Raw genomic sequence first — 22,319 nt, forward strand, 5'->3', positions numbered from 1 at the left:
ACTCCCCCGTTTCTTCCTAGTCGATTGCGCCCGCAGCCTTGGCCTCACTGATGATCGCCACGCCGGCACTGGCACCGAGGCGGTCGGCCCCGGCATCAATCAGCGCCTTAGCTTCAGCGTACGAGTGAATCCCGCCGGCTGCCTTGACCTGCAGGCGGTTGCCCACGGTCTTGCGCATCAGGGCAACGTCGTGCACGGTGGCCCCGCCGCCAGCAAACCCGGTGCTGGTCTTCACGAAGTCAGCGCCCGCCGCTTCACTGAGCTCGCAGGCCGCAACCTTCTCGTCGTCCGTGAGCAGCACGCATTCGATGATCACCTTGAGGATGGCGCCCTGCGCGTGCACCGCTTCGGCCACCGCGTGAATGTCGGCCTGCACCGCGTCCCGGTCGCCGGACTTCAGCGCACCAATGTTAATCACCATGTCGCATTCTGCGGCGCCGTCTGCGATAGTCGCCTTTGCTTCCGCCACCTTGATGGCCGTTGTGTTGGCGCCCAGAGGGAAACCAATGACGGTGCAGACGTTCACGTCCGTGCCCTCAAGCCCGGCCTTGGACCGCGCCACCCAGTACGGGTTCACACAGACGGAGGCGAAGTTGTATTCGCGAGCCTCCGCAAGCAGCTCGTCAATCTGCGCCTGGGTTGCGTCGGGTTTCAGTAACGTGTGGTCGATATACTTAGCTAATGGTTTTGTCATGGTGATTCCTCCGTTGTTTGAAATTGTAACCGTTACCATTATACCATGCTCGGGAAGGTGCATGACACAACTAAATGTGCCGGGTGTCGCGGGACGGGGTACTAGAGGTGGGGGCAGAGGGAAAAAGCACGCGGCAATCATGTGTATACAAAAACGAACCGCCTGCTAAACGCAAGTGGTTCGTTCGTAATCGCTCTATATTAATGACACACGAACTCGCTTACCCAGCGCCCGCGCAATTTTGCTCAGCGTGGCAATGCTGGTGTTCTGGCCCAACTCAATCCGTGCAATTGTCGTCTTCGGAATTCCAGATGCTTCGGCCAATTCGCGTTGGCTGAATCCTGCCGCTTTGCGCGCTTCAAATATCGCAGCTGCACTGGTTAATTTATCCTTTTCCGCCTCGACACCTTTACGATAATCCGCATCCTGATTCATTTTGGTAAAGAGGGTATCCATGTCCACTGAGTGCGCATCGGTATATTTTTTTAAGTCTTGCATGAGTTACTCCTCCTTCAAACCATTGTAGAACTCTTCGCGAAGCTCAATCGCATGGTCTATTTCTCTTTGTGGCGTTTGATTAGTTTTTTTGCTGAAACCGTGAGTAATTAAATATTCATTACCGACAACATGAAAATATAGACCACGCTGATATTGTTTGCCTTGTCGTGCACGCAATTCATAGAGGTTATTGTCTAACTTCTTAACCAAGAGCATGTGACTTGCGACAAGCAATCCTTTCTCCTCTGTGATTTCAATCACCGCCTGCATCTTTTGTCTTTGTTTAACAGGCAACGAAAGCATGAACTCCGCAAACTCAGTGTGTCCATTCGGCCGTGTATAGGCTCTAAACTTGGGCTTTTCCATGCCTTTATGATAACATATTTGCGTCCGTGGTCGCAAATATGTTATCAGCTTTAGTCGTAGCACCAAAAACTATGTGGACAAGCGAAAAGAGCACACACAGCTGTAATGGCTACTTCCAATTACGCTTTACCCCACACTCCCCACCATCTGCATCCGAATCAGCCGGTTCAACTCCACCGCATACTCCATCGGCAGCTCCTTGGCGAACGGCTCGACGAAGCCCATGATGATCATCTCGGTGGCCTTGGCCTCGCTTAGGCCGCGGCTCATCAGGTAGTAGAGCTGCTCCTCGGAGACCTTGCTGACCTTGGCTTCGTGCTCCATCGCCACGTCGGCGCAACGAATATCGTTGATGGGGATGGTGTTGCTGCGACTCTGCTCGTCCATCAAGATGGTGTCGCACTCCACGTGTGCGAAGGCGCCGTGGGCCTTGCTCGTGAAGCGCACCGTGCCGCGATAATCGGTCGCACCGCCGTCTTTAGCAATCGATTTGCTGACAATCGACGAGCTGGTGTTGGGCGCGTTGTGAATCATCCGCGCGCCCGAATCCAGCACGATGCCATGCCCCGCCACGGCAATCGACAACATAGTGCCATGCGCGCCCTCACCGTTCAGGTAGACAGACGGGTACTTCATCGTCACCTTGCTGCCCAAGTTGCCGTCCACCCACTCCATCGTGGCGTTGGCGGCGGCACTGGCACGCTTGGTTTCCAGACTGTAGACGTTGTTGCTCCAGTTCTGAATCGTCGTGTAGCGCGCGTACGCATTTTCTTGGACGAACACCTCAACGACCGCGGCGTGCAGGCTGTCTTCCGAATACGTCGGCGCCGTGCAGCCCTCGACGTAATTGATGTGCGCGCCGGGTTCGACGATAATCAGCGTGCGCTCGAACTGCCCCGTGCTGCCCGCGTTGATGCGGAAAAACGACTGGAGCGGTGTGTCGAGGTACACATCCTTGGGCACGTAGAGGAACGTGCCACCGGACCAGACCGCCGTGTTCAACGCCGCGTACTTGTTGTCCGCCGCCGGAATGAGTTTGCCGAAATACTGGCGGACCAGCTCGGGGTAATCTTGCAGCGCCTGATCCATGCTGCAAAAGATGATGCCGAGCTTCTCGATTTCACCCTTCAGCCGGCTGTACACGACTTCGGATTCGAACTGAGCACTCGCCCCCGCGAGGTATTTGCGCTCAGCCTGGGGCACACCCATCTGCTCGAAGGTATCCTTGACCGCTGCAGGCACATCCGCCCAGTCGCGCACCGGCTTGTCCGTAGCGCGCTGGAAATAACGAATGTTGTCCAAGTCCAGCCCGCTTAAGTCCGGGCCAAAGTTTGGCTGGTGCAGTCGTTGATAGGTCTTGAATGCCCGCAGCCGCATCTGCAACATCCACTCTGGCTCATGCTTGGCCGCCGAAATCTGTCGGACAATGTCTTCCGTCAGGCCGCGGCCGGTGGTGAGAATCGGCTTGAAGGCAATCTTTTGCGTCGCCTTCGTCTGCGCATCGAGAAAATCGACATCTGCGGCGAGGGTTTCATTGTTCTTACTGTTGCTTGTCTGTGGCATTGTCGCCGCCCCCTTCCGCTAAATTCTGCAAACATTCCGTCAGCGTCGTCCACGCCAGCAGCGCGCACTTCACCCGTGCCGGGAACGCGTGCACTGACTGCAGTGCCCGTGCATCCCCCAGGTCAACTGCTGGCCGCACGTCATCGCGCACCATTTCCGCAAACGCCGCGGCCTGGGCCAATGCGCCAGTCACGTTCTGCCCGCGCACCGCCCGCACCATCAATGCCGTGCTCGCCTGGCTAATCGTGCACCCCGTGGCGGTGGCGCGCACGCCGGTAATCACACCTGCGGCATCCACTGCCACCGCCAAGTCCAGCACATCCCCGCACGTCGGGTTCACCGCGTGCACAACGGGCACCGTGTCTGGCACCTGCCCGAAACTCGTCGGCGCACTGGCTGCATCGACAATCACACTGCGGTAGAGCTGCTGCAGCCGGTTAAGACTCATGGCGGGCCTCCGCGAAGAACGCCGCCGCTTCCCGTACACCGGCAATCAGCCGCTGGCAATCGTCTTCCGTCGTGTACGCCCCAAGCGTGGCCCGCACCACCGCCGACACCCCAAGTGCGTGCATCAGCGGCTGGGCGCAGTGGTGCCCCGCACGCACGGCCACATCCGCTTCGTCCAGGAACGTGGCGACGTCGTGCGCGTGCACCCCGTCCACATTGAAGCTCACGGTCGCCGGTGCAGCGGGGCTGGAATACAGCGTCACGGCCGGCAGTTCGGCCAGGGCAGACCGCACCTGGCTGGTTAAGCCCTTAAGGTACGCCGTGATGGCTGCGCGCCGCGGCTGCAGGTACTCGATGGCCGCACCAAGGCCAATGACCCCCAGCGCGTTTTGGCTGCCGGCTTCAAACCGCAACGGTGCGGGCGCAAAACTAGCAGTCAGCGTCGTCACCTCGTTAATCATGCCGCCGCCAAGCGTAACTGGCGGCATCTCCACAAGCAGTTCGCGCCGCCCATACAGCACGCCAATGCCTGATGGCCCATAGATTTTGTGCCCGGAGAAGGCGTAGAAATCACACCCAAGTGCCTGCACATCAACATCGGTGTGCGCCACGGCCTGCGCGCCATCCAGCACGAGGTAGCCGCCCTGACCGTGCACGCGGTCGGCGATGGTGCGCACCTGCTGCAGCTGGGCGCCGGTCACGTTAGTCTCCTGCGCCAGCGCAACGATGCGCGTGTGCATGCCGATGTGAGCCAGCACCCAGTCTTCGTCAATAGCGCCATCCGCCGTCACGGGCGCAATCAACAGCTTGGCCCCGGTCGTTTCGGCCAGGTGCTGCCACGGCAGGAAGTTGCTGTGGTGTTCGGCGATGCTGACGATGATTTCGCTGTTGCCGTCAACGATGAGGTTGCCAAACGACTGCGCGACCAGGTTCAGCGCCGCCGTGGTGCCGCTGGTGAACACAATTTCATCCGCCGCCTGCGCGTGCAAGAATTCCGCCACCTGGCTGCGCACGGATTCGAACTGCTCCGTTGCCGCATACGCAAGCTTGTACAGTCCGCGGTGCAGCGGGGCGTTGGCGCCCGTCATGTAGGCGTTCAGTGCGTCAATGACGGATTGCGGGTACTGCCCCGTCGCCGCCTGATCGAAATATGCTAATTCCGGGTGCTGCTGGAACAGGGGAAAGTCTGCCCGCCACTCGCTGTCATTATTTGCCATCGAAAATCTTGCCTCCATCTAACTGCGCCGCGATTGCCTGGTGTACCTGCTGCACATCGGCCGCGGGCAAATCATCGGGTAATAAGCTTAGCAAAAAGCCGCGCACGACCAGGCGCACCGCCACTGCCCGGCTTAACCCCCGACTCATCAGGTAATATAGCTGCTTAGCGTCGACTGCCGCCACACTCGCCGCATGGCCGGCCGTCACGTCGTTTTCGTCAATCAATAGTAACGGGTTGGCCTCGCCCAGCGCGTGGTCGGACAACATCAATACCCGGTTCTCCTGCTGGGCATCGCTGCCGGCAGCCCCGCGCACAATGGCGCCGATCCCGTTCAGCACCAGCTGGGCGTGGTCCGTCAGCACCCCGTGTTGATTAATCAGCCCCTGCGTGTGCCGGCCGTAATTGGTCACCGTCGTGGTCGCAACCAGCTTGGCCGCATTGCCGCTGAGCACCGCTAGATTCGCCTTAGCCCGGCTACCGGTGCCCACCAGGTTGACCGCGTGCTGCAACCCGCCGCGGCAGTCACCGAACACGGCCCCATGCCAGGTCAACTCGGCCCCCTCCGCTAGTTCGGCGCGGCGATAAATAGCCACATCCCCGCTCTGCAAATCCAGCGTGTCGTAGCGTACCTGCGCGCCGGCCGCCAGCTGCAGCAGCACGAGCAAATGCTGCTGGCCGGCATTGGTACCCCGCCAGGTTTCGCGTAGATGTACCTGTGCGCCCGCGCCAACAGTCACCAGCACCGTCGCGGAATTCGCCGCATCCCCCGTGATGGTGATTGGCGCGGTTCCCCGCCAGTTCGCTGGTACATCAATGCGTGTGGCGGGTAGGCTGCGCAAAGCCGCGTCCAGGTTGTCCGCCGGCGCCGGCAATTCCGGTAGCGAAGTCACCGTGACCCCTACGCCCGCCGCCACGGTGGGCGCGCTACCGGCTACTGATCCCGCTGGGTGCACCAAATGCGCCCAACTCATCTTCGGCAGCAGGGGCCACTGCATTTTCTTTGCCCCCATCGCTAGTCCCCCTGAATCTGTTCGTAGCCGGTTTGCTCCAGTTGCTTGGCCAGTTCGGGGCCGCCGGTTTCGATAATCCGGCCGTTCTTCATCACGTGCACCACGTCAGGGACGATGTAATCGAGCAGCCGCTGGTAATGGGTGATGATGAGGCTGCTGAATTCCGGCCCGCGCATGCTGTTCACGCCCGCGGCCACGATGCGCAGGGCGTCGATGTCGAGCCCCGAGTCAATTTCGTCCAAAATCGCCAGGCCTGGCTTGATCATCAGCAGCTGCAGGATTTCGTTCTTCTTCTTCTCCCCGCCAGAAAAACCGGCGTTGAGGTAACGGTCCGCCATGTCGCCCGGCATCTTGAGCTGGTCGAGCCGCTCGTCCAGTTCGTCCATGAAGTCCATGACGCCAATCTGATCATCATCGGCGCGCCGGCTGTTGACCGCGGCGCGAATGAACTCGGCGTTGGTAATGCCGGTAATCGCGGGCGGATACTGCATGGCGAGGAACAATCCGGCCCGGGCACGCTCGTCGACGGTTGCGTCCAGAATGCTGGTGCCATCGAGCAGAATGTCGCCGCCGGTCACCACGTAATTCGGGTTGCCCATGATGGTTTCGGACAGGGTGGACTTCCCCGTCCCGTTCGGCCCCATTATGGCGTGAATCTCGCCGCGGCGGATGGTGAGGTTCACCCCGCGCAAGATATCCGGCTGCGGCTCCTCCGCGCGCACGGCGACGTGCAAATCTTTAATTTCAATTGTTTCCATGTTCATCCCCCGTTATACGTGCAGCGTCATCCGGGCCGCCCGACTCATCCGCGCCATTGACCACTGCACGTCCATCCGGTACTGCACCATGACGGGCGCATCCCCCACTGCCAGTTCCAGCGCGTGCTTGATCAGCATGCTGAGGTAATCCGTCAGCGGACAGCCAATCATCGTCAGCAGCATTTCGACCCGAAAGCTGCCGTCCTCATTCTGTTCAATTCGGTAAACCAGCCCGAGGTTCAACATGTCCACCCCGAGCTCCGGATCCACGGCGTGCTGCAGGGCCGCCGCCAGCTGCTTGTCGAGTGCTGGCTCGATGTTCCGGCACTCAACGCCGAATTCAGCTAATGTGTGTTCCCGCATGTGGCCCTCCACTTCTTGTAGTTAAAGCAAAACGCCAACCGGACGGCACTGCGTCCAGTTGGCGCCTGTTTACTTCACTAGATTCTTCCAAATCACCACTTCACCGGTGCGCAGCGATTCCGGCACGTCGATAATGCGCTGATTGCCACTACCCCGGAACTGCAAGGTCAAATCCTTCTCGGCTTCGAGGAACCGGCCGTCGACCAGAATGTCCAGCAAGCCGAGCAGTTCCAGCTTGTCGTCCGTTTCCTGCATCAGCTCGTCCCACTTGTAGCCCGTCCAGCTCCAGATGTCCTTGGTGTGCCCGAACTCGGCGCGAATCCGGTGGCACAGCTGCAAGCAGACCTGCGTGTTCAGGAACGGTTCCCCGCCCAGCAGCGTCAGCCCCTGCACGTAGCTCTGGCTGAGGTCTGCGATAATCTGGTCCTCGAGTTCTTGCGTGTAGGGCTTGCCGTAGCGGAAGTTCTGCGCCGCCAGGTTGTAACAGCCCGGGCAGGCGAAGTTGCAGCCGGAGACGTACAGTGAGCACCGCACGCCCTCGCCATCAACGAAGTTAAACGGCTTGTAGCTGGCCACGTACTGCTTGGAATACTCCGCCGCCGTCCACTCTTTGGGCTTGGGGTTGCGGGGTAGTGTGCGTTTAGTTCTGCGTTCCATGATTGCACCACCTTCCGAAATTAGTTGGCGGAATTAGCCACCTGGTCATTGCCGAAGCTCATGTGCTTGTGCCGACTCGTGATTTCCATGTGCCGTCCGTGCACCATTGGCCGCTGGTTCGGGTTCCCCAGGTAGCCGCACGTCCGCTTGACCACGTCACAGGTCTTGGGGTCGGTGTTCCCACAATCTGGGCACTTGAAGCCGCGCGCCGTGGCGGCAAATTCACCCTTGAAGCCGCACTTGAAGCACTGGTCAATCGGCGTGTTCGTGCCGAGGTAGCCAATCTTGTCGTAGGCGAAATCCCAGACCGCTTCGAGCGCCTTGGGGTTCTGCTTCAGGTTCGGGTATTCGCAGTAGTGAATGAACCCACCGCTGCAGTACTGCGGATAGTCTTTTTCAAAGTCAATCTTCTCGAACGGTGTTGGTGACTTGCGCACGTCGTAGTGGAAGCTGTTGGTGTAGTATTCCTTGTCCGTGATGTTCGGGATGATGCCGAACTTCTCGGTGTCCATACGGCAGAAACGGTCGGTCAGACTCTCGGACGGCGTGGAGTAAACGGAATAGTGGTAGCCTTCCTTGGCCTCCCACGCGTTGCAGTGATCGTACAGGCTCTTGACCACGGCCAACGTGAACGCCTTAGCTTCCTTGTTCTTCTCCCAGTCCGGGCCGAAGAACACAGTGCCGACTTCGTACAAACCGATGTAGCCGAGACTCACAGTGGCGCGACCGTTCTTGAACAGGTCATCCACGTCCCCGTCTGGTGCCAGTCGCTTGCCGAACGCGCCGTACATGTAGAGCGTCGGGGCGTTCTTCGGGCTGGCCTGCTTGGCGCGGTTCACCTTGAACGCGAGCGCCTGATGGCAAACCGCGAGCCGGGATTCCAGCAATGCCCAGAACTGTTTCTGGTCGCCGGCAGATTCCAAAGCGATGCGCGGCAAGTTCACCGTCACCACGCCCAGGTTCATGCGACCGGAGTTCACTTCGGTCCCATTCTCGTCGCGCCAACCCTGCAGGAAACTGCGACAACCCATCGGCGCCTTGAAGCTGCCGGTGAGTTCCACAATCTTGTCGTACATCAGCACGTCGGGGTACATGCGCTTCGTGGCACATTCGAGGGCGAGCTGCTTGATGTCGTAGTTCGGGTCCGCGGGGTTCAGGTTCAACCCGCGCTTGATGGTGAACACGAGCTTCGGGAAGATGGCCGTCCGCCGCTCCGTTCCGAGCCCCTTAATCCGTGTCTTCAAAATGGCCTTTTGGATTTCGCGTTCAATCCAGTTGCTGCCCAAGCCAAAACCGACCGTCGTGAACGGCGTCTGGCCCTGCGAACTGTACAGCGTGTTGATCTGGTATTCCAGACTCTCCATCGCCTGGGTAATGTCGGCGATAGTTTTACTCTTGGCGTAGTCTTCCCGCTTCACCGGGTCATCAATCCATTGTGCTGCGTCCTGCAAATGGCGGTCGTAGTTCTTCTGCGCGTACGGGGCGAGCACTTCGTCGGTGCGGTCACTGGAACAGCCACCATACTGACTGGAGGCCACGCTAGCGATGATCTGCACCATCTGCAGCACCGCCACCTGAATCGACTGGGGCGTGCCCATGCTGGCATTACCAATCTTGAAGCCGTTAGCCATCATGCCCTTGAAGTCAATCAGGCAGCAGTTGGTCATCGGGCTGTATGGCTGGTAATCCAGGTCGTGCCAGTGAATGTCCCCTTTAATGTGGGCGTTCGCCACGGCTGGCGGCAGCATCTTGAGCCCCGTCGCCCGCGCAATCGTGCCGGCGGTCAGGTCGCGTTGCGTCGTGAACACATCGCTGTCCTTGTTGGCATTCTCGTTGACCACGGTGGCATCCTTGTGCAGCAGCTTTCCGAGCGCAACATCTAGGTTCTTGTCGGCCGCCCGCTTAGCAATGGCCTTGCGCCGGAATTCGTGGTACGTTACCGCCGCCACTTCCGCCTGGCCCTTCAGCCAGTCTTCGACCACCGCCGCAATTTCCTCAGTTGAACCCGCCTGTGCACCAGCCGCCAGCAGGGCCGCATAGTCAACATTCGTCGCGTCCAGGCCAGCAGCCACTAGGGCCTTCCGCGCGCTCGCCTGCAATTTTGGCGCTGAGAACGGCTCACTGTTGCCTTCCCGCTTATTAATCAGTTCGGTTGCCACCATTACGTCCACAAAAACCACCGCACTTTCCGTAGTAATATTAATTATTATATGCTGAAGTGACCACAATATGTAGTGGGAAAAGTAAGCATAGCCCCTATATAATCTCATAATTTGCAGAAAACGTGTGAAACCTGCTTGGGGACACGAGGCACAAATCGGTTAAATAACGCGTTACAGATTTGTGACGTGTTGTGCCACTAACGCGAAAAAAATAGCCCCACCAATAATGGTAGGACTACCGGTAAAGCTATGCGCCAATGTTACTTCCCTTGTTCCAGCAAAGCCTTCCCAATCTTGTAGTTCCGGTCGTGTTCGTACTGCGAATATAAGCAGTCAATTTATCATTTTTTTCGTTGTCCAAATCTTGAACTCATATTTACTGTTATTATTCCCAAAGCCAAAACTGCTGAAAAAAATAAACGTCGCTTCATAGCAGCACCGGTCGAGTTCATATCGGCAAATGCTGGCCATACAGCCATAATCAGTAGTATTATAAAATTCACTATGAACAACCCATCGCTTCTGTTTGGTATATTAACCGCACAATTCACCGCAACGTATATTAAAGCGGTATACAATAGCGGCAAAAAATCACATCCATAATAGACAAGCAATAGAAGCTGTGGACTCAATAATAATAAAAGGCATACAACATAGTTAGCTGTTTTAACCAACCGACAGCGTTTTCTACTCCCAATACGAAGCTCAACAGTGATTAATTCAAAAGGTGTCACCACAATATCCGTAGTTTGAAACAGAGCCAAAATCATTAACGTTAACCAGGGTATGCAACCCTGAATTCCTGAAATAAAGAGAAATTGCGGATATTGATAGCCAGTTAAGTAAAACATACCAGCACTGATTGCCACCCAAACAGCATTGTCGCACAACCACCAGCGCAAAACACTGCGCAAATTTATCAATGGCCTGATCATTGCGAACACCATCGCGCCTGATAAACAATACTGGTAGCAATAATTGCCACAAGCAACCATATCACGTTCGTTATGCTAATCAATCCTGGCAGTGCCGAATTAAGGTAGTTTCCCCAGAACAATCCAGATCCGGGATAAAAAGGAAATGTGGTCAACAACCCAAAGCTGCCCTTATAGTTTGCAAACAGAAATCCAATCATCAACACATTAGTAAGCACATTGATGGCAGCCTTACACACCAGCATACCAATTAGTAGGTTAATCAACCCAAAAGTAGTAGCAAACACCAGAACCATCACAAACCGATTGGGAATAGCCATAACGCCCTCATGTAATCCCACTGCAGTAGTTAAATCCAAGTTCAAAGTAAACCCGTGCAAGATACCCGCAGCAGCAGCAAACACCACTGTCAGTATCGCAGTTGCAAATGAATTGACAATCACAACCAAAACAAAAAATCTGTTTAACCCGCGCGCACTGCCTAACCGGCACATTAACATTCGTTGATAGCCGCTATAGCCCCAAACATACATGTCTGAATAACATACGCTCAGCAAAATAGGCAAGCCAAGATATGTCACCAATTGATTTCCCAGCGTCTCGAAAACATAATCGCCAACGGTGGGAACTTGACTAACTGGAATTACCGGACTAACGAAGAAAAAAGTGCCCGCATACACCAACAGCGCTATCAATATGCACACAGTTCGTTCGCGATAATAACAACCTAAAAGAGCACGATATTTAATCATTTAACTGCTTCAACCTTACTACTATCAATCTCATAAGTGACGTCCACCAAGGTCGCTATATCTTCCTCGTGCGAAATCAACACCATCAGTAAATTTGGCATGTTTCGCTTTATCTCAACCAGTAGGGCAATCACTAGTTGCTTTGAAGCACGATCCAGTCCAGACAACGGCTCATCAAGTAAAACAATTTGTGGTGATTCCATTACTGCCTGTGCAATTCCTAACTTTTGCCTCATACCAGTCGAGTACTTAGCTACTGCCGTCCTGTCTTCAGGATTTAAACCCAAGCGACGCATCCACTGCCTGCAGTCGTCTGCACTAATCTGAGCCTTAATACTTGCTAACATTTTTAAATTTTTAATTCCCGATAAATGTTCAAGAAATATCGGTTTGTTGATTAATACCCCCGCATCACGTAGAAAATTTCCTGACGTAATGGATTTACCATCAACCGAAATCGTCCCCGTATCTGCTACTTGAATTCCCGTTAACAGTTTAAGCATTGTGGACTTACCCGATCCATTGGGCCCAACGATTCTGTACACACGCCCTGCGCGAAATTTAACGCTGACATTTTTTAGCAAATCACGTCCATTAAAGCGGACCCCAACATTATTAAATGCTATTTCTTTCAACTTTCCCACCCACTTTGACATTCTCTGCGGTAACCCCAAAACACCAATAAGCCGCAAGTAATCAATATTCCGCCTATATACGTCATTACTCCGGCAACGGTGCCTATTCGAGGTGCTGATTCAGAGAGCAGTCGGTAGTATACGTTCACCGGCATCCATGATTCCGGCAAAACTCCAGGAATAATTAACAACATTGGCGCAACCACATAAATTAACATTGAAATTGACAACGTTTGCCATCCTTTATTACACCAGAATGCAATGACAAACGTTAACAGCGCGATTGAGATTGAGACAAGAACTGAAACTAGCAGTAGTAATCCAATCGCATTAGATATACCTAGCCACGAGACAATTCCATCAACTTCAGGAAACACACGATACCCGTGCAGACAGAACTTAAGACACAGAACAGCCAATGGATAACCAATAATCAAGTAACCACTACCGCACACAGTTATGATGACAATAATCGCGCCTATTCGCCGGTTTGCCCGAATAAGCCACCATTGACGAAAACTAGAATAAAAAAATGGTAAAAAGGCGAAAGTAACAATGGCCATTGGTATAACTGGTGTTAGTACTGAAAACACAGATACCGGTGACAAAATTGGTGCAAATGCCAAAATCCATAGTGATTCACCAGCACCCATGCTAGCATTAGCAAGAACCGTGAGTACCGCATAGAAACAAGCACCAACACAAGTTGCTATCCAATAACGTTTAGTCCTCAAAATCAACATATATTCTCCTCCAGAGACCAACCGTGGGTAAGAATAGTTTACTAACAGCTAATTGTCAATTAACTGTATTATTCAGAGAGAAAATATAACGACAGTTTGTGCATATCCGCATATTCAACAGTAATTATCACTAATTTTCACACATACCGGCAGGGTTCAATCATTAATGAACGATTAAAGTTCTATTAGCCTAAAGATTTAAGCAATCCATCGATTATCAAACTTCTATTCTGTTTACTTTTATTAATAGGCACAAAAAACCCTGCCAAAAATCTGACAGGGCTCATAATCAAAATAGTCTACTTCCCTTGGTCCAGCAAAGCCTTCCCAATCTTGTAGTTCCGGTCGTGTTCGTACTGAGGAACCAGCATGCCGCCCGTCGCCCAAACGATGTGGGTCGCGTTTGCCATGTTGAAATGGTCACTGAGGTACGCCTGACTTTCAGCCATAGCCGCAAAGCCGGCGGTGGCGGAAGGTTCGAGGTTCATGTGCTCGGTGTCCATCATTTCCGCAGTGTATTCCATGACGCGGTCATCGTCGAAGGTCGCAATCCCCATGAGGAGCGTCTTCAGCACGCGGCCGGCGAGCCGGGATGGCCGGCCAACAGCGAGGCCATCAGCTTCGGTTAAGCCGTCCAGGCCGATGTCGTACACGGAGATGCCGTCGTTCATGCCGGTCATCATGCCCAGCACCACAGATGGCACGTGGGTTGGTTCCGCGAAGATGGCGTGGACGTTCGGACCGAGAATCTTCTTCAGGCCAAAGGTGGTCCCACCAGGAGAGCCACCGACACCAGCAGGCAGGTAGACAAAGAGCGGGTGATCTTCATCAACGGGGATGTTCTGGTCGCGCAGCTGCTTTTGCAGGCGAATGGCAGAAACCCCGTAACCGAGGAAGAGGTCCTTGCTGCCTTCATCGTCAATGAAGAAGACGGATGGGTCCTTAGCCGCCAGTTCACGGCCGGTAGTGATGGCCTTGGTGAAGGAGCCGTCGTATTCAACGACGTTCACGCCAACCGAGCGCAGGGTGTCCTTCTTCCACTGCTTAGCGTCCATGGACATGTGCACGGTGGTGTTGAAGCCGAGCTTAGCCGCAACAATCCCGATGGACAGCCCGAGGTTCCCGGTTGAGCCCACGGCAATCCCGTATTGACTGAACAGGTCGTGGTAAGCCGGTTCGTTCAGCTTGGCGTAGTTGTCGCCATACACGAGCATGTTGTGGTCCATGGCCACCTTTTCCGCAATCTTGAGGACCTCGTAAATGCCCCCGCGGGACTTGATTGACCCCGAGATTGGCAGTTCGTTGTCGGCCTTCAGGTACAAAGCACCAGGCAAATCGTAGCCTTCACGCTTGGTCACGTGGGCCTGCATCGCGTTCAAACGGCGCAGTGGGGACTCCAGAATTCCGTTTGTTGCGGCCGTTTCGGGGAACGCAACCGCCATGTATGGTGCGAAGCGTTCGAAGCGGGCGGACGCGTCGAACAGGTCGGCCTGGGTCAGCGTCAAATCTGGGTCATCCTTACCGTAGTCCGGATTCAGCCAGAGAATTTCCTTCAGTGCGGCTAAATCCTTCACCAGTGGATATTTTGCAGTGAGTTCTGCAACATCCATAACTCTTTCCTCCTTGGCCCCAAGAACAAAACAAGTGGTGGTCGCGAGAGCGCGGCCACCACTTGTCTGGCGGGGAACTTTAAAATCTGTCCGTAATGTGCAGCGGTAAACTAGTTGGTGCCGCGCATCACGCTTATTACTCGTTCATAATATAGCAATTTAAAACGGTAGGCAAGCGCGTATACCAATTTTTTAGAGGCGCATGGCAAGTCGCTTTTGCATTTACCATTTGCGTCCCATCTACATCCCCACGGCGCGGCGCTGCTCGTCGAAGCGGCGGACATTCTCGTGGAACGCCGCGCGGGTCAACGCGAAGTACGGCTGGATGAAGATATAGCCGATGAACAGCGTGCAGACCGTCAAGACGTACCACCAAAACATGGACAGGTACAAGACGAGCAGGTCGAACTTGAACCCGCGCATCATCCGCCACGAGTCGCCGAGCACCCGGAACAGGCGCGGATTGTCGTCGGCTTCCACCGCTTCCTTGATTAGGTAGCCCGTTTGCGACCAACCGAGACTCAGGTAGAGCGGCAGAAGCATTAGCAGCAGCGCAATCAAGCCAACGCCAATTGCCGCAGCCGGCAACACCTGCCACAACATGATTGCCATGACGGCCAGGATGAGGAACACGATGAAAAAGGCAGCCATGAGCAGGCCCTGAATCAACTGCACGAACAAGTACGGCAGAACGTACCGCCAGCTCAGGTGCTGCCACACGGTTGGCCCCACCTCAAGCTGGTAGTTATGCTTCCGGATGACCAGTAGCGCCGCGTAAACCAGAATTTGGCCAAAGATACCGACGACCAATTCCGTTAGTGCCGTCCAGCCCATGCTGTCGTTGAACTGGCGGCTGAACTTGTAGAACTGCTCGATGTGGTGCAAGCTGATGCCCTTAGACATCCCCGCCACCACCGACAGCCCCACGAACACGCCCTCGATGATAATCGGCAATAGGCCAATGAGTGCCAGCCGCCAGTAGATGTGCGGTTCGCGGGTACGCGCCCAGGCGATGCGCTTCAATTGCCGCCGGGTTTTGAAGGTGGCATCGAAGTCACCGTAAGTCCGTTTTTTCTTCTTACTGATGGCAACCACCTCCGTTTCTGCGCCTACAGCTTAAAGTGCACCGTCGTCATGCATCTGCTTCTGCTTGTCCGCATAACGCAGGCGCACCTGTTCATAGAAGCCGGCAAAAGTCAGCTCGTAGTACGGACCGACCCACAGATAGGCCAGACCGAACGTGAATCCGCACAGGAGGAACCAGCCGATGAAGCTCAGCTGGAGCACGAACAGGTCGAACTTGTGCCCGCGCATCATCCGGTATGATTCCGCCAGCACGCCGAAGATATCCAGGCGTCGCTGACCCTCCTGCTGGTGCTCACGTGAATCGTACAACACCATGTAGGACATGCTTAACCCGAACTGGAGCAGAATCCCGGGGATGATGAACAGCATCGTCCCGAACTGCACCGCCACGTAAGTCATGATGTCAACTGCCAGCACCATCCAGAAGTACCGGCTGTTGAAGCACTTCAACATGATGCTGCCCACGGAAATCTTCTTGCTCCGGTTCCGGATAAGATCCAGCGCGGTGAAGCTCAGGCCGGTCGTGAAGAAGATGCTGACGAGGTTAACCAGGATTTCCTTGCGCTGGGTATCGGCACTGGAGTTCATGGCCTGGGTGTACAGCTCATTGAAACTCATCGTCGACGTGCTGGTATCAGTCATGGCCAGCGACGTCAGGAAGAGTGTGGTGAACAAAAATAGCGTCGCGGCTAGCGGGATAATCGTTGCCACGGCCATCTTCGCCCACACGCCCTTTTGGCGCAGGCGATCCTTCGCCGCCGCCTTGAGTTCGGGGCGACTCATATAATAGAAGTCTTCGTTCTGCATTGATTTTCCTCCGCTTAGTTAACTATATAGGATATTTAAGCACACTTTGCTGGGTAAAACATCGGTCATTGGCCCCGCAGAGCAAATAATGTGCGGCTATTCTTCCTCCGGCGTCGCATCGGGCGCCAGCGGGAACTGCTTGCTACCGCGGCTGATGGAGGCAATAATTCGGTTCACCCGGTGCAGCGACATGATCTGCTGGGGCAGCACCGTAATCAACTCTTCGCCCGGGCCGTGGGTCGCCGAGCCTTCGCGCATCACGTAATGGTAATCGGCATGGCCGCCGAAGCAGAACTTCTGCGCCCGCACCCCGTACTCGACGACGAACAGCTCGTCTTCCATCAGCGCGACGTCGGGGTCAAAGCGCAGGTGGTACCGCTCGATGATGCTGGTACGGAAAATTTTGTTCCACAGATACCCACGAATCTCGCCGACAGGACTGCGCACGCCATCTAGGAACTGGGCGCGCGTCAGCTCACGCTTGCGTAGGAGTTTGTCCGCGGGGTCGTGCGGCTGATCTTTTTCCAGCACGAACGGGTTCACCACTAAGTCGTAGTCGCCCACCTCCATCATCGTCACGAACCGGTGCACGTAGGTTGGCTCCACCCAGTCGTCGCCGTCCACGAACAGCGTGTAGACCCCGTGGGTAATGGCGAGGGCCGCGTTGCGCGCCGCCGAAACGCCCTGGTTGTGGTCTTGGGTCAGCACCGTGATGCGCGGGTCCACTTCCGCGAAGGTGCGCAAAATCAGCGCGGAATCATCGCTCGACGCGTCATCGACCGCGATAATCTGCAAGTTGTGGTAGGTCTGATCAACAATACTGGTTAAGCAATGCGTGAGGTATTCCGCGGTGTTGTACACGGGAATGATCACGGTAACTAACGGCTCCATCTTTTTCACCTCGCATCAATTCTAGCATATTATATAGAACAAACTGGGTGCTGGGCGGCAAAACTGTCCTATGCGTCATTTACGTACCGATCCAGCGTAATCTTGGCCATTTCAACCTGACTTAAGTTACATTTTGTCATGTTACTGGGGCTAAATGGCAAAAAATGAGACCGAAACGTTTATTTTTTGTGGAATTTTCACCAAATTAACTAACATCTTACAGAAAAAGATTCAGCCTAAAACCCAAAAATTGCGCAAAAATCGGCAAAAAGTTGTGCATTTGGGCAAAAATTAGCCATATTTACGTTACGTTACCCATCGGAAACGGTTACAGAGGCCATTTTCTGTAACATGGCTGTCATGATTACATGAAAGTTACAACATGACGGAATCCGTTGTTTTTTGTAAAGCTATTGGTATTGTTCCGACACAACAATCACCTATACTTCAGGATGTTGAAGCAAAGAAATAGCTTATACAAATTTTGGGAGTGAATATTATCACATTAGCTAACATCAAGCGCCTAGTTGCAGTTGCATTCACGGTCGTAACCGGAACAATTGCTTTTCAGGCCAACACACCAGCACACGCGATCGACGAAACAAATGATAACCACCACGTTCAGGCACCTAAGACTGACGACAGTCTGACGGAAACCGCCAAGAAGAACAACATCCGCCTGACCAAGACGGTTGTGGCCAGCGGCTCGACCCTGAAGAAGGAAAAGAGCATCAAGATTATCCCTGGCACCAACCAGTACAACGAAGCCCAGCACCTGCTCGATAAGGAAGCTGCTGCTAAGAAGGCCAAGGCTGAAGCTGCTGCTAAGGCGAAGGCCGCTGCTAAAGCCAAGGCTGAAGCTGCTGCCAAGGCCAAGGCTGCTGCCGCTGCTAAGGCGAAGGCCGCTGCTGCCCGCACTACGACCAGCACTTCAAGTTCCAGTTCAAGTGCAAGCACCAGTTCTGCAACTTCATCTTCTAGCCGCACTTACTCCGGCATCAAGATTACCTTCTACGATCCCGCAGCAATGGGCTCCAGCATGGGTTACAGCGGGGTTGCCGCTAACCTGTCCGTCTTCCCTCGCGGCACGCGCCTGAAGATTACCATGTCTAACGGGACCGTCCTCTACCGGACCGTTAACGACACCGGTTCTTTTGCCGCAAGCAACAGTCACCAGATCGACGTTGCGATGCCTAACAACCAGATTCCTTCCGCCGGCGTACTTTCCGCAACGGTCCAGGTTCTGTAAGCAGAAGTCCAAAAAGCCAAACCCATAATTGACGGGTTTGGCTTTTTGATTATGTTTAACCTGGGGCAAAGCGTGGTCAGTGCGCCATTTTTGAGCAACAGAAGCCTACCATTATTAACAATAATTAGCTTCATCACACACACAACTTTGTTCACCTAAATCGTCTGCTCAGCCACATATCGAGCATAAACTTCATGACTGTGAATCATTTCGTCATGAGTGCCAACCCCCGTGATACGTCCCTGCTCAAGGAAGTAAATCTTATCTGCATTCTTAATCGTGGACAAGCGGTGCGCGATGGTTATTACGGTAACCTCATGTTTCAATTTATTAATTATCCGTACAATCGATGCCTCGGAATCCGCATCTAAACTCGAAGTAGCCTCATCAAGTAACAAAATTTTCGGTTTTCTAATCAAGGCTCTAGCAATCATCAACCTTTGAATTTGACCACCTGAAAAATTAGTTCCTCCCTCGACAATCTGGGTATCAATACCCTTTTCTAGGCCGCCAATTTCATCCTGTAGCCCTACCAGCTTAATTATTTCTGTAATTCTCGATTCAGCATCCCTTTTATCTACCAGTCCGAATAGTAACGCTTCTTTTACCGTTTTGCCAACAACCGACTCCGTTTGTGCCACATAGCCAATGTTTTCACGCCATTGGTGTAAACCAATCTTGCATGCATTATGCGCACCATACGCAAGCTCTCCATGACTTGGTGTGATAAAACGTTCAATTACCGAAATTATTGTACTTTTACCTGCGCCACTAGGGCCAACGATTGCCACATTTGTGTTTGCCGGAACACTAATCGAGACATCATCAAGAACTTTTCTCCCTTCATACGCGAAAGACACATTTTTTAATTCAAGATTACCGCCAATTTTGCTAGGTACAGCTTGAACATTGATACCATCATTTTCCGTATCTGATACTAAAACATCAATTAACTTATCAGCAGCTCCATTTGCCGCGCTAATTTTATTTAGCGAATTACCAAGGCTTGTAAGCGGCGAGATAATTTGAAACAAATAAATAAGAAATGTTACAAGCCCGCCTAATGTAATCAACCCTGAATTTACCAGGTACCCACCAACCGCAAAAACACTCAAAAACGAAACTAGTGTTGATGTGAGAATCAACGGTCCCATGCAAGCGGAAATTCGCGACGCTTTTAACCCCAAATCATGCAGTGACTTTGTTATTTTTTCAACAGATTCTTGAACTTCGCCTTCCCCATTTAAGGCCTTAATGGTAGCCAATTTTGCAATAAATGTTGAAGCCTCAGAGATATAATTAGCTATCCAACTCTGCCGTCTATGAGAAATTCGTGCCATCGATCTAGAAACCAAATTAATAACCACCATCAGTATCAACAGCGTTAGAAGTAAAAAGACCGTCAACTGCCAGCTCAAAATAATTAGCAAAACAAACCCGCCAATTACGATTAAGACTCCACTCACTAATTCCGGTAATGTGTCCGACACTAACAGCCGAACTGTTTCAGAATTATTGACAACGATACTAGCCAACTTTGAAGGTTCAGAAACAAGTGGATTTGTAATTTTTAACCGTAGAGTATGTTGGGTAATTTCATCACGGAGTTGCATAACCTTTTTCTCCGCCCATGCACTAGCAGAGTAGTAGCTTAATGCCTGAAATAAACCCTGAATAACCAACCCTCCGATTGCCAACATCAACATCAAACCTGATTTTTCACCCACTTCACCATTGATAAACCCTTTTAGTCCAAGCGGCGCTATTAGCATAAAAGCAGCACTAATGACACTCGTAACTAGACTAATAAATAATGTGGTATTAGATTGACGCGACATTTTTAGCAGACTAATCAATGATCCACGTTGTATTTTCTCATTCTTTTTTGTCAAGGTTCTGACCTCCATCGTTTTCGTTTTGATAAATCTGCTCTACTAAGTAAATAAATACAGTTGAAGATAATTGCCACTTCTTTGAAGTCGAATTAGCTAAATGCTGACTTCCATTGGGTTCAATTACGCCGTAGCTTCCATCACTATTACCATGTAACTCGATTTTATTAAAAAAATCTGTTCCTATCTGTTTATCGCAAAATCCAATTCTACTGATCATAAAAATAAGTATTGCCATTGGCAGGTTAAAGGCAAAAAAACAATAGCTAATTGCTCCTAAAAATAAACCTTTTCTAACCTCACAATCCTCCGAATGAACCGCAGCTGAAATAATTTTTGCATACTTCTTTGTCTCCAAATCAGGCCAATCACACTGCGTATCATGACTCCCGCCAATGATTGTCATCATTTGTCGAACGAGCATCCCCGTGTCGGCATCGAATACATAATACTGACTAAATAGTTCAATTACATCCGCACATTTTAGCCCCACACAGTTTGATATAATCTGCATGATAATCGTCCATTCAACCAAATTAAAATCATCTAGAGAAAAATTCTCCCAAAAACTGTCCAACTTTATTTTTCCGGTATCAATTAATGGCGTCAACTTATCAACTAATAATTGATAATGTATGGCGCCATCATACTGCCCATTAATCCAATTACGCGTCGGGTCAAGCATTCTCACTCACCACTCCTTAATACACAAACGTTAGTGCAAACTCGTCCTCGATTGACAAATTATCAGTCATTAAATCCTGAGTTTCTACGTCAAAAAAATATCTTGAAAAAAAAGCATATGTAGCATCACCAACCTAAATACGTCATCCGACATATACATGAATGCATAGGTCGCTGCATGTGCTACTGATGTTTTTCCTTCCTTCTTTGTAACAATAAAATCTGCAATAAAATTGTACTCAGACTTGTCACAATAGATTAATTTATGTGCCAAATATTCAAAGCTAGTCTGATTCATATTAGAGAAAGGCTGAATGTCCTTCTTTATTAAAAAGCCTACATTATCATCAAAATCATGCACCAAGCTCCACTCGTATTTTGATATTCGGGTAATCTCTAAACCAAACCGCTGTGTGAAATTATATTGAGGCTTGTTCGCTTGTAAAAAATAATACATCATTTCAAAATAGGGTATATAATCAGGCCTCGCAATAAGTGTATAGCTAAGGTCTTTTAAGCTATTAGCGAGAGACGAAATAATGTTCGCTGAAAAATCAATTTTTTTGCGGAGACTGATTCAACCTTTTGAGCAACAGTTACCAGCAGCACGCAATGATATATGCTTAATATCAACTTATTTGATATCTTTTTCCCTCTAAACCGATTAATAATTTGATGAATATTCTTTTCGCTTGTATGCATTTAACACTCCTAAAACTACCAATGTAGTGTGATACTTCTTTTCAAATTCGCTGAGGTTCCGCAACTCATTTGACTTAGGGCCATAGAACGAACCATCCAAGTTTTGTTTTGACAAAATGTACTCAATGGCCGAGTCAATAAACGACATCTCAACTTTATCAGGTTGAATAAAACACAGTCCCAATATTGCTTCCGCCAATATATCTATATTTTCTTCGAGATAGTTATTTGCTATTATTGCAATTAATAATAATCTAATACTCTTTCGTAAATGTCGATCTGTAATCATTTGCGTCCCACTATCTGTCATGTAAAAAACTGAGTGTGTAATCACATAAGCATCCATTCCAAATGAACTCCACGAGATGTTAATTTGGCGGTTAACAACTGCCTCGGCGTTAGTTATTAGTGGGTTATCTTGCAAATAACCACACCTTTTCAACTGATATGCAAGTTCATATATTCTAAAAGGGGCTCTCCTTCCAACAAAAGACATTCCTGATTCCACAGCCCATTTAATTCGATTATCATGAAAAATAATATGGCAGATTTTATAATCAAGTTAGCCACTCGTGACCAAGTTCTTCTGAAATAAA

General features: G+C 51.8%; 22 protein-coding genes and 1 pseudogene. 1 reads left to right on the forward strand and 22 read right to left on the reverse strand.

Translation table 11 applies throughout. The features are described 5' to 3' along the window. Nucleotides 1–16: 16 nt before the first annotated feature. The 19 genes and pseudogenes from deoC to FC18_RS06400 all read right to left on the reverse strand — a co-directional run bounded on the left by deoC (nt 17) and on the right by FC18_RS06400 (nt 17,196). Nucleotides 17–694, reverse strand: a complete 678-nt coding sequence (gene deoC, locus FC18_RS06315) for a deoxyribose-phosphate aldolase (protein ID WP_056975770.1) — start codon at nt 692–694, stop codon at nt 17–19. Between the two features lie 195 nt (nt 695–889). Continuing rightward, nucleotides 890–1,192, reverse strand: coding sequence for a helix-turn-helix domain-containing protein (locus tag FC18_RS06320; RefSeq protein ID WP_056975772.1), 303 nt, complete (start codon nt 1,190–1,192; stop codon nt 890–892). Between the two features lie 3 nt (nt 1,193–1,195). Then, nucleotides 1,196–1,558: a type II toxin-antitoxin system RelE/ParE family toxin gene (locus FC18_RS06325; protein WP_054678442.1), complete on the reverse strand. Its 363-nt coding sequence runs from the start codon at nt 1,556–1,558 to the stop codon at nt 1,196–1,198. Nucleotides 1,559–1,684: 126 nt separating this feature from the next. Then, nucleotides 1,685–3,121, reverse strand: coding sequence for a Fe-S cluster assembly protein SufB (gene sufB / locus FC18_RS06330; RefSeq protein ID WP_054678439.1), 1,437 nt, complete (start codon nt 3,119–3,121; stop codon nt 1,685–1,687). After that, nucleotides 3,099–3,569, reverse strand: a complete 471-nt coding sequence (gene sufU, locus FC18_RS06335; protein WP_054678437.1) for a Fe-S cluster assembly sulfur transfer protein SufU — start codon at nt 3,567–3,569, stop codon at nt 3,099–3,101. Before sufU ends, sufB begins: the two co-directional genes overlap by 23 nt. Then, nucleotides 3,559–4,785, reverse strand: a complete 1,227-nt coding sequence (locus tag FC18_RS06340; protein WP_054678432.1) for an aminotransferase class V-fold PLP-dependent enzyme — start codon at nt 4,783–4,785, stop codon at nt 3,559–3,561. Before FC18_RS06340 ends, sufU begins: the two co-directional genes overlap by 11 nt. Further along, nucleotides 4,775–5,797, reverse strand: a complete 1,023-nt coding sequence (locus FC18_RS06345; protein WP_054678429.1) for a SufD family Fe-S cluster assembly protein — start codon at nt 5,795–5,797, stop codon at nt 4,775–4,777. Before FC18_RS06345 ends, FC18_RS06340 begins: the two co-directional genes overlap by 11 nt. A 2-nt stretch (nt 5,798–5,799) precedes the next feature. Further along, nucleotides 5,800–6,555 carry a Fe-S cluster assembly ATPase SufC gene (gene sufC, locus FC18_RS06350; RefSeq protein WP_054678427.1) on the reverse strand — a complete coding sequence of 252 codons (756 nt, stop codon included), beginning with the start codon at nt 6,553–6,555 and terminating at the stop codon, nt 5,800–5,802. A gap of 12 nt (nt 6,556–6,567) precedes the next feature. Continuing rightward, nucleotides 6,568–6,918 carry a metal-sulfur cluster assembly factor gene (locus FC18_RS06355; protein ID WP_054678423.1) on the reverse strand — a complete coding sequence of 117 codons (351 nt, stop codon included), beginning with the start codon at nt 6,916–6,918 and terminating at the stop codon, nt 6,568–6,570. A gap of 69 nt (nt 6,919–6,987) precedes the next feature. Beyond that, complete coding sequence (gene nrdG, locus FC18_RS06360; RefSeq protein ID WP_054678421.1) at nt 6,988–7,575, reverse strand: anaerobic ribonucleoside-triphosphate reductase activating protein; 588 nt, start codon at nt 7,573–7,575, stop codon at nt 6,988–6,990. Between the two features lie 20 nt (nt 7,576–7,595). Next, a pseudogene (gene nrdD / locus FC18_RS06365) lies at nt 7,596–9,713 on the reverse strand (anaerobic ribonucleoside-triphosphate reductase); the annotation flags it as partial. A gap of 365 nt (nt 9,714–10,078) precedes the next feature. Next, complete coding sequence (locus tag FC18_RS06370; RefSeq protein WP_054678415.1) at nt 10,079–10,672, reverse strand: hypothetical protein; 594 nt, start codon at nt 10,670–10,672, stop codon at nt 10,079–10,081. Then, complete coding sequence (locus tag FC18_RS06375) at nt 10,669–11,424, reverse strand: hypothetical protein (RefSeq protein ID WP_056975774.1); 756 nt, start codon at nt 11,422–11,424, stop codon at nt 10,669–10,671. Before FC18_RS06375 ends, FC18_RS06370 begins: the two co-directional genes overlap by 4 nt. Beyond that, nucleotides 11,421–12,059 carry an ATP-binding cassette domain-containing protein gene (locus tag FC18_RS06380; RefSeq protein WP_054678528.1) on the reverse strand — a complete coding sequence of 213 codons (639 nt, stop codon included), beginning with the start codon at nt 12,057–12,059 and terminating at the stop codon, nt 11,421–11,423. The genes FC18_RS06375 and FC18_RS06380 overlap by 4 nt, the downstream gene beginning before the upstream one ends. Further along, nucleotides 12,056–12,802 (reverse strand): hypothetical protein, encoded by a 747-nt coding sequence (locus FC18_RS12060; protein ID WP_156300886.1) that lies wholly within the window; start codon nt 12,800–12,802, stop codon nt 12,056–12,058. Before FC18_RS12060 ends, FC18_RS06380 begins: the two co-directional genes overlap by 4 nt. A 299-nt stretch (nt 12,803–13,101) precedes the next feature. Beyond that, nucleotides 13,102–14,412 carry a D-serine ammonia-lyase gene (locus tag FC18_RS06385; protein WP_054678408.1) on the reverse strand — a complete coding sequence of 437 codons (1,311 nt, stop codon included), beginning with the start codon at nt 14,410–14,412 and terminating at the stop codon, nt 13,102–13,104. Nucleotides 14,413–14,652: 240 nt separating this feature from the next. Further along, on the reverse strand, nt 14,653–15,507 hold the full coding sequence (locus FC18_RS06390; protein ID WP_054678406.1) for a DUF975 family protein: 855 nt from the start codon (nt 15,505–15,507) through the stop codon (nt 14,653–14,655). Between the two features lie 21 nt (nt 15,508–15,528). After that, on the reverse strand, nt 15,529–16,305 hold the full coding sequence (locus FC18_RS06395; RefSeq protein WP_054678403.1) for a DUF975 family protein: 777 nt from the start codon (nt 16,303–16,305) through the stop codon (nt 15,529–15,531). Nucleotides 16,306–16,401: 96 nt separating this feature from the next. After that, the gene (locus FC18_RS06400) at nt 16,402–17,196 is read right to left on the reverse strand and encodes a glycosyltransferase family 2 protein (protein ID WP_056975777.1); all 795 of its coding nucleotides are present in this window, start codon (nt 17,194–17,196) and stop codon (nt 16,402–16,404) included. 559 nt (nt 17,197–17,755) lie between these two features. Between FC18_RS06400 and FC18_RS06405 the strand changes: the two genes are divergently transcribed. Continuing rightward, nucleotides 17,756–18,445, forward strand: coding sequence for an RlpA-like double-psi beta-barrel domain-containing protein (locus FC18_RS06405; RefSeq protein ID WP_420806086.1), 690 nt, complete (start codon nt 17,756–17,758; stop codon nt 18,443–18,445). Between the two features lie 155 nt (nt 18,446–18,600). Here FC18_RS06405 and FC18_RS06410 read toward each other — a convergent pair whose 3' ends face one another. The 3 genes from FC18_RS06410 to FC18_RS06425 all read right to left on the reverse strand — a co-directional run bounded on the left by FC18_RS06410 (nt 18,601) and on the right by FC18_RS06425 (nt 22,273). Next, nucleotides 18,601–20,337: an ABC transporter ATP-binding protein gene (locus FC18_RS06410; protein ID WP_054678396.1), complete on the reverse strand. Its 1,737-nt coding sequence runs from the start codon at nt 20,335–20,337 to the stop codon at nt 18,601–18,603. Beyond that, complete coding sequence (locus FC18_RS06415; RefSeq protein ID WP_054678394.1) at nt 20,321–21,028, reverse strand: hypothetical protein; 708 nt, start codon at nt 21,026–21,028, stop codon at nt 20,321–20,323. Before FC18_RS06415 ends, FC18_RS06410 begins: the two co-directional genes overlap by 17 nt. Nucleotides 21,029–21,685: 657 nt before the next feature. After that, nucleotides 21,686–22,273, reverse strand: coding sequence for a DUF6895 family protein (locus FC18_RS06425; protein WP_420806087.1), 588 nt, complete (start codon nt 22,271–22,273; stop codon nt 21,686–21,688). Between the last annotated feature and the right edge of the window lie 46 nt (nt 22,274–22,319).

It is taken from the genome of Lacticaseibacillus sharpeae JCM 1186 = DSM 20505 (assembly GCF_001436225.1).
GTDB lineage: Bacteria > Bacillota > Bacilli > Lactobacillales > Lactobacillaceae > Lacticaseibacillus > Lacticaseibacillus sharpeae.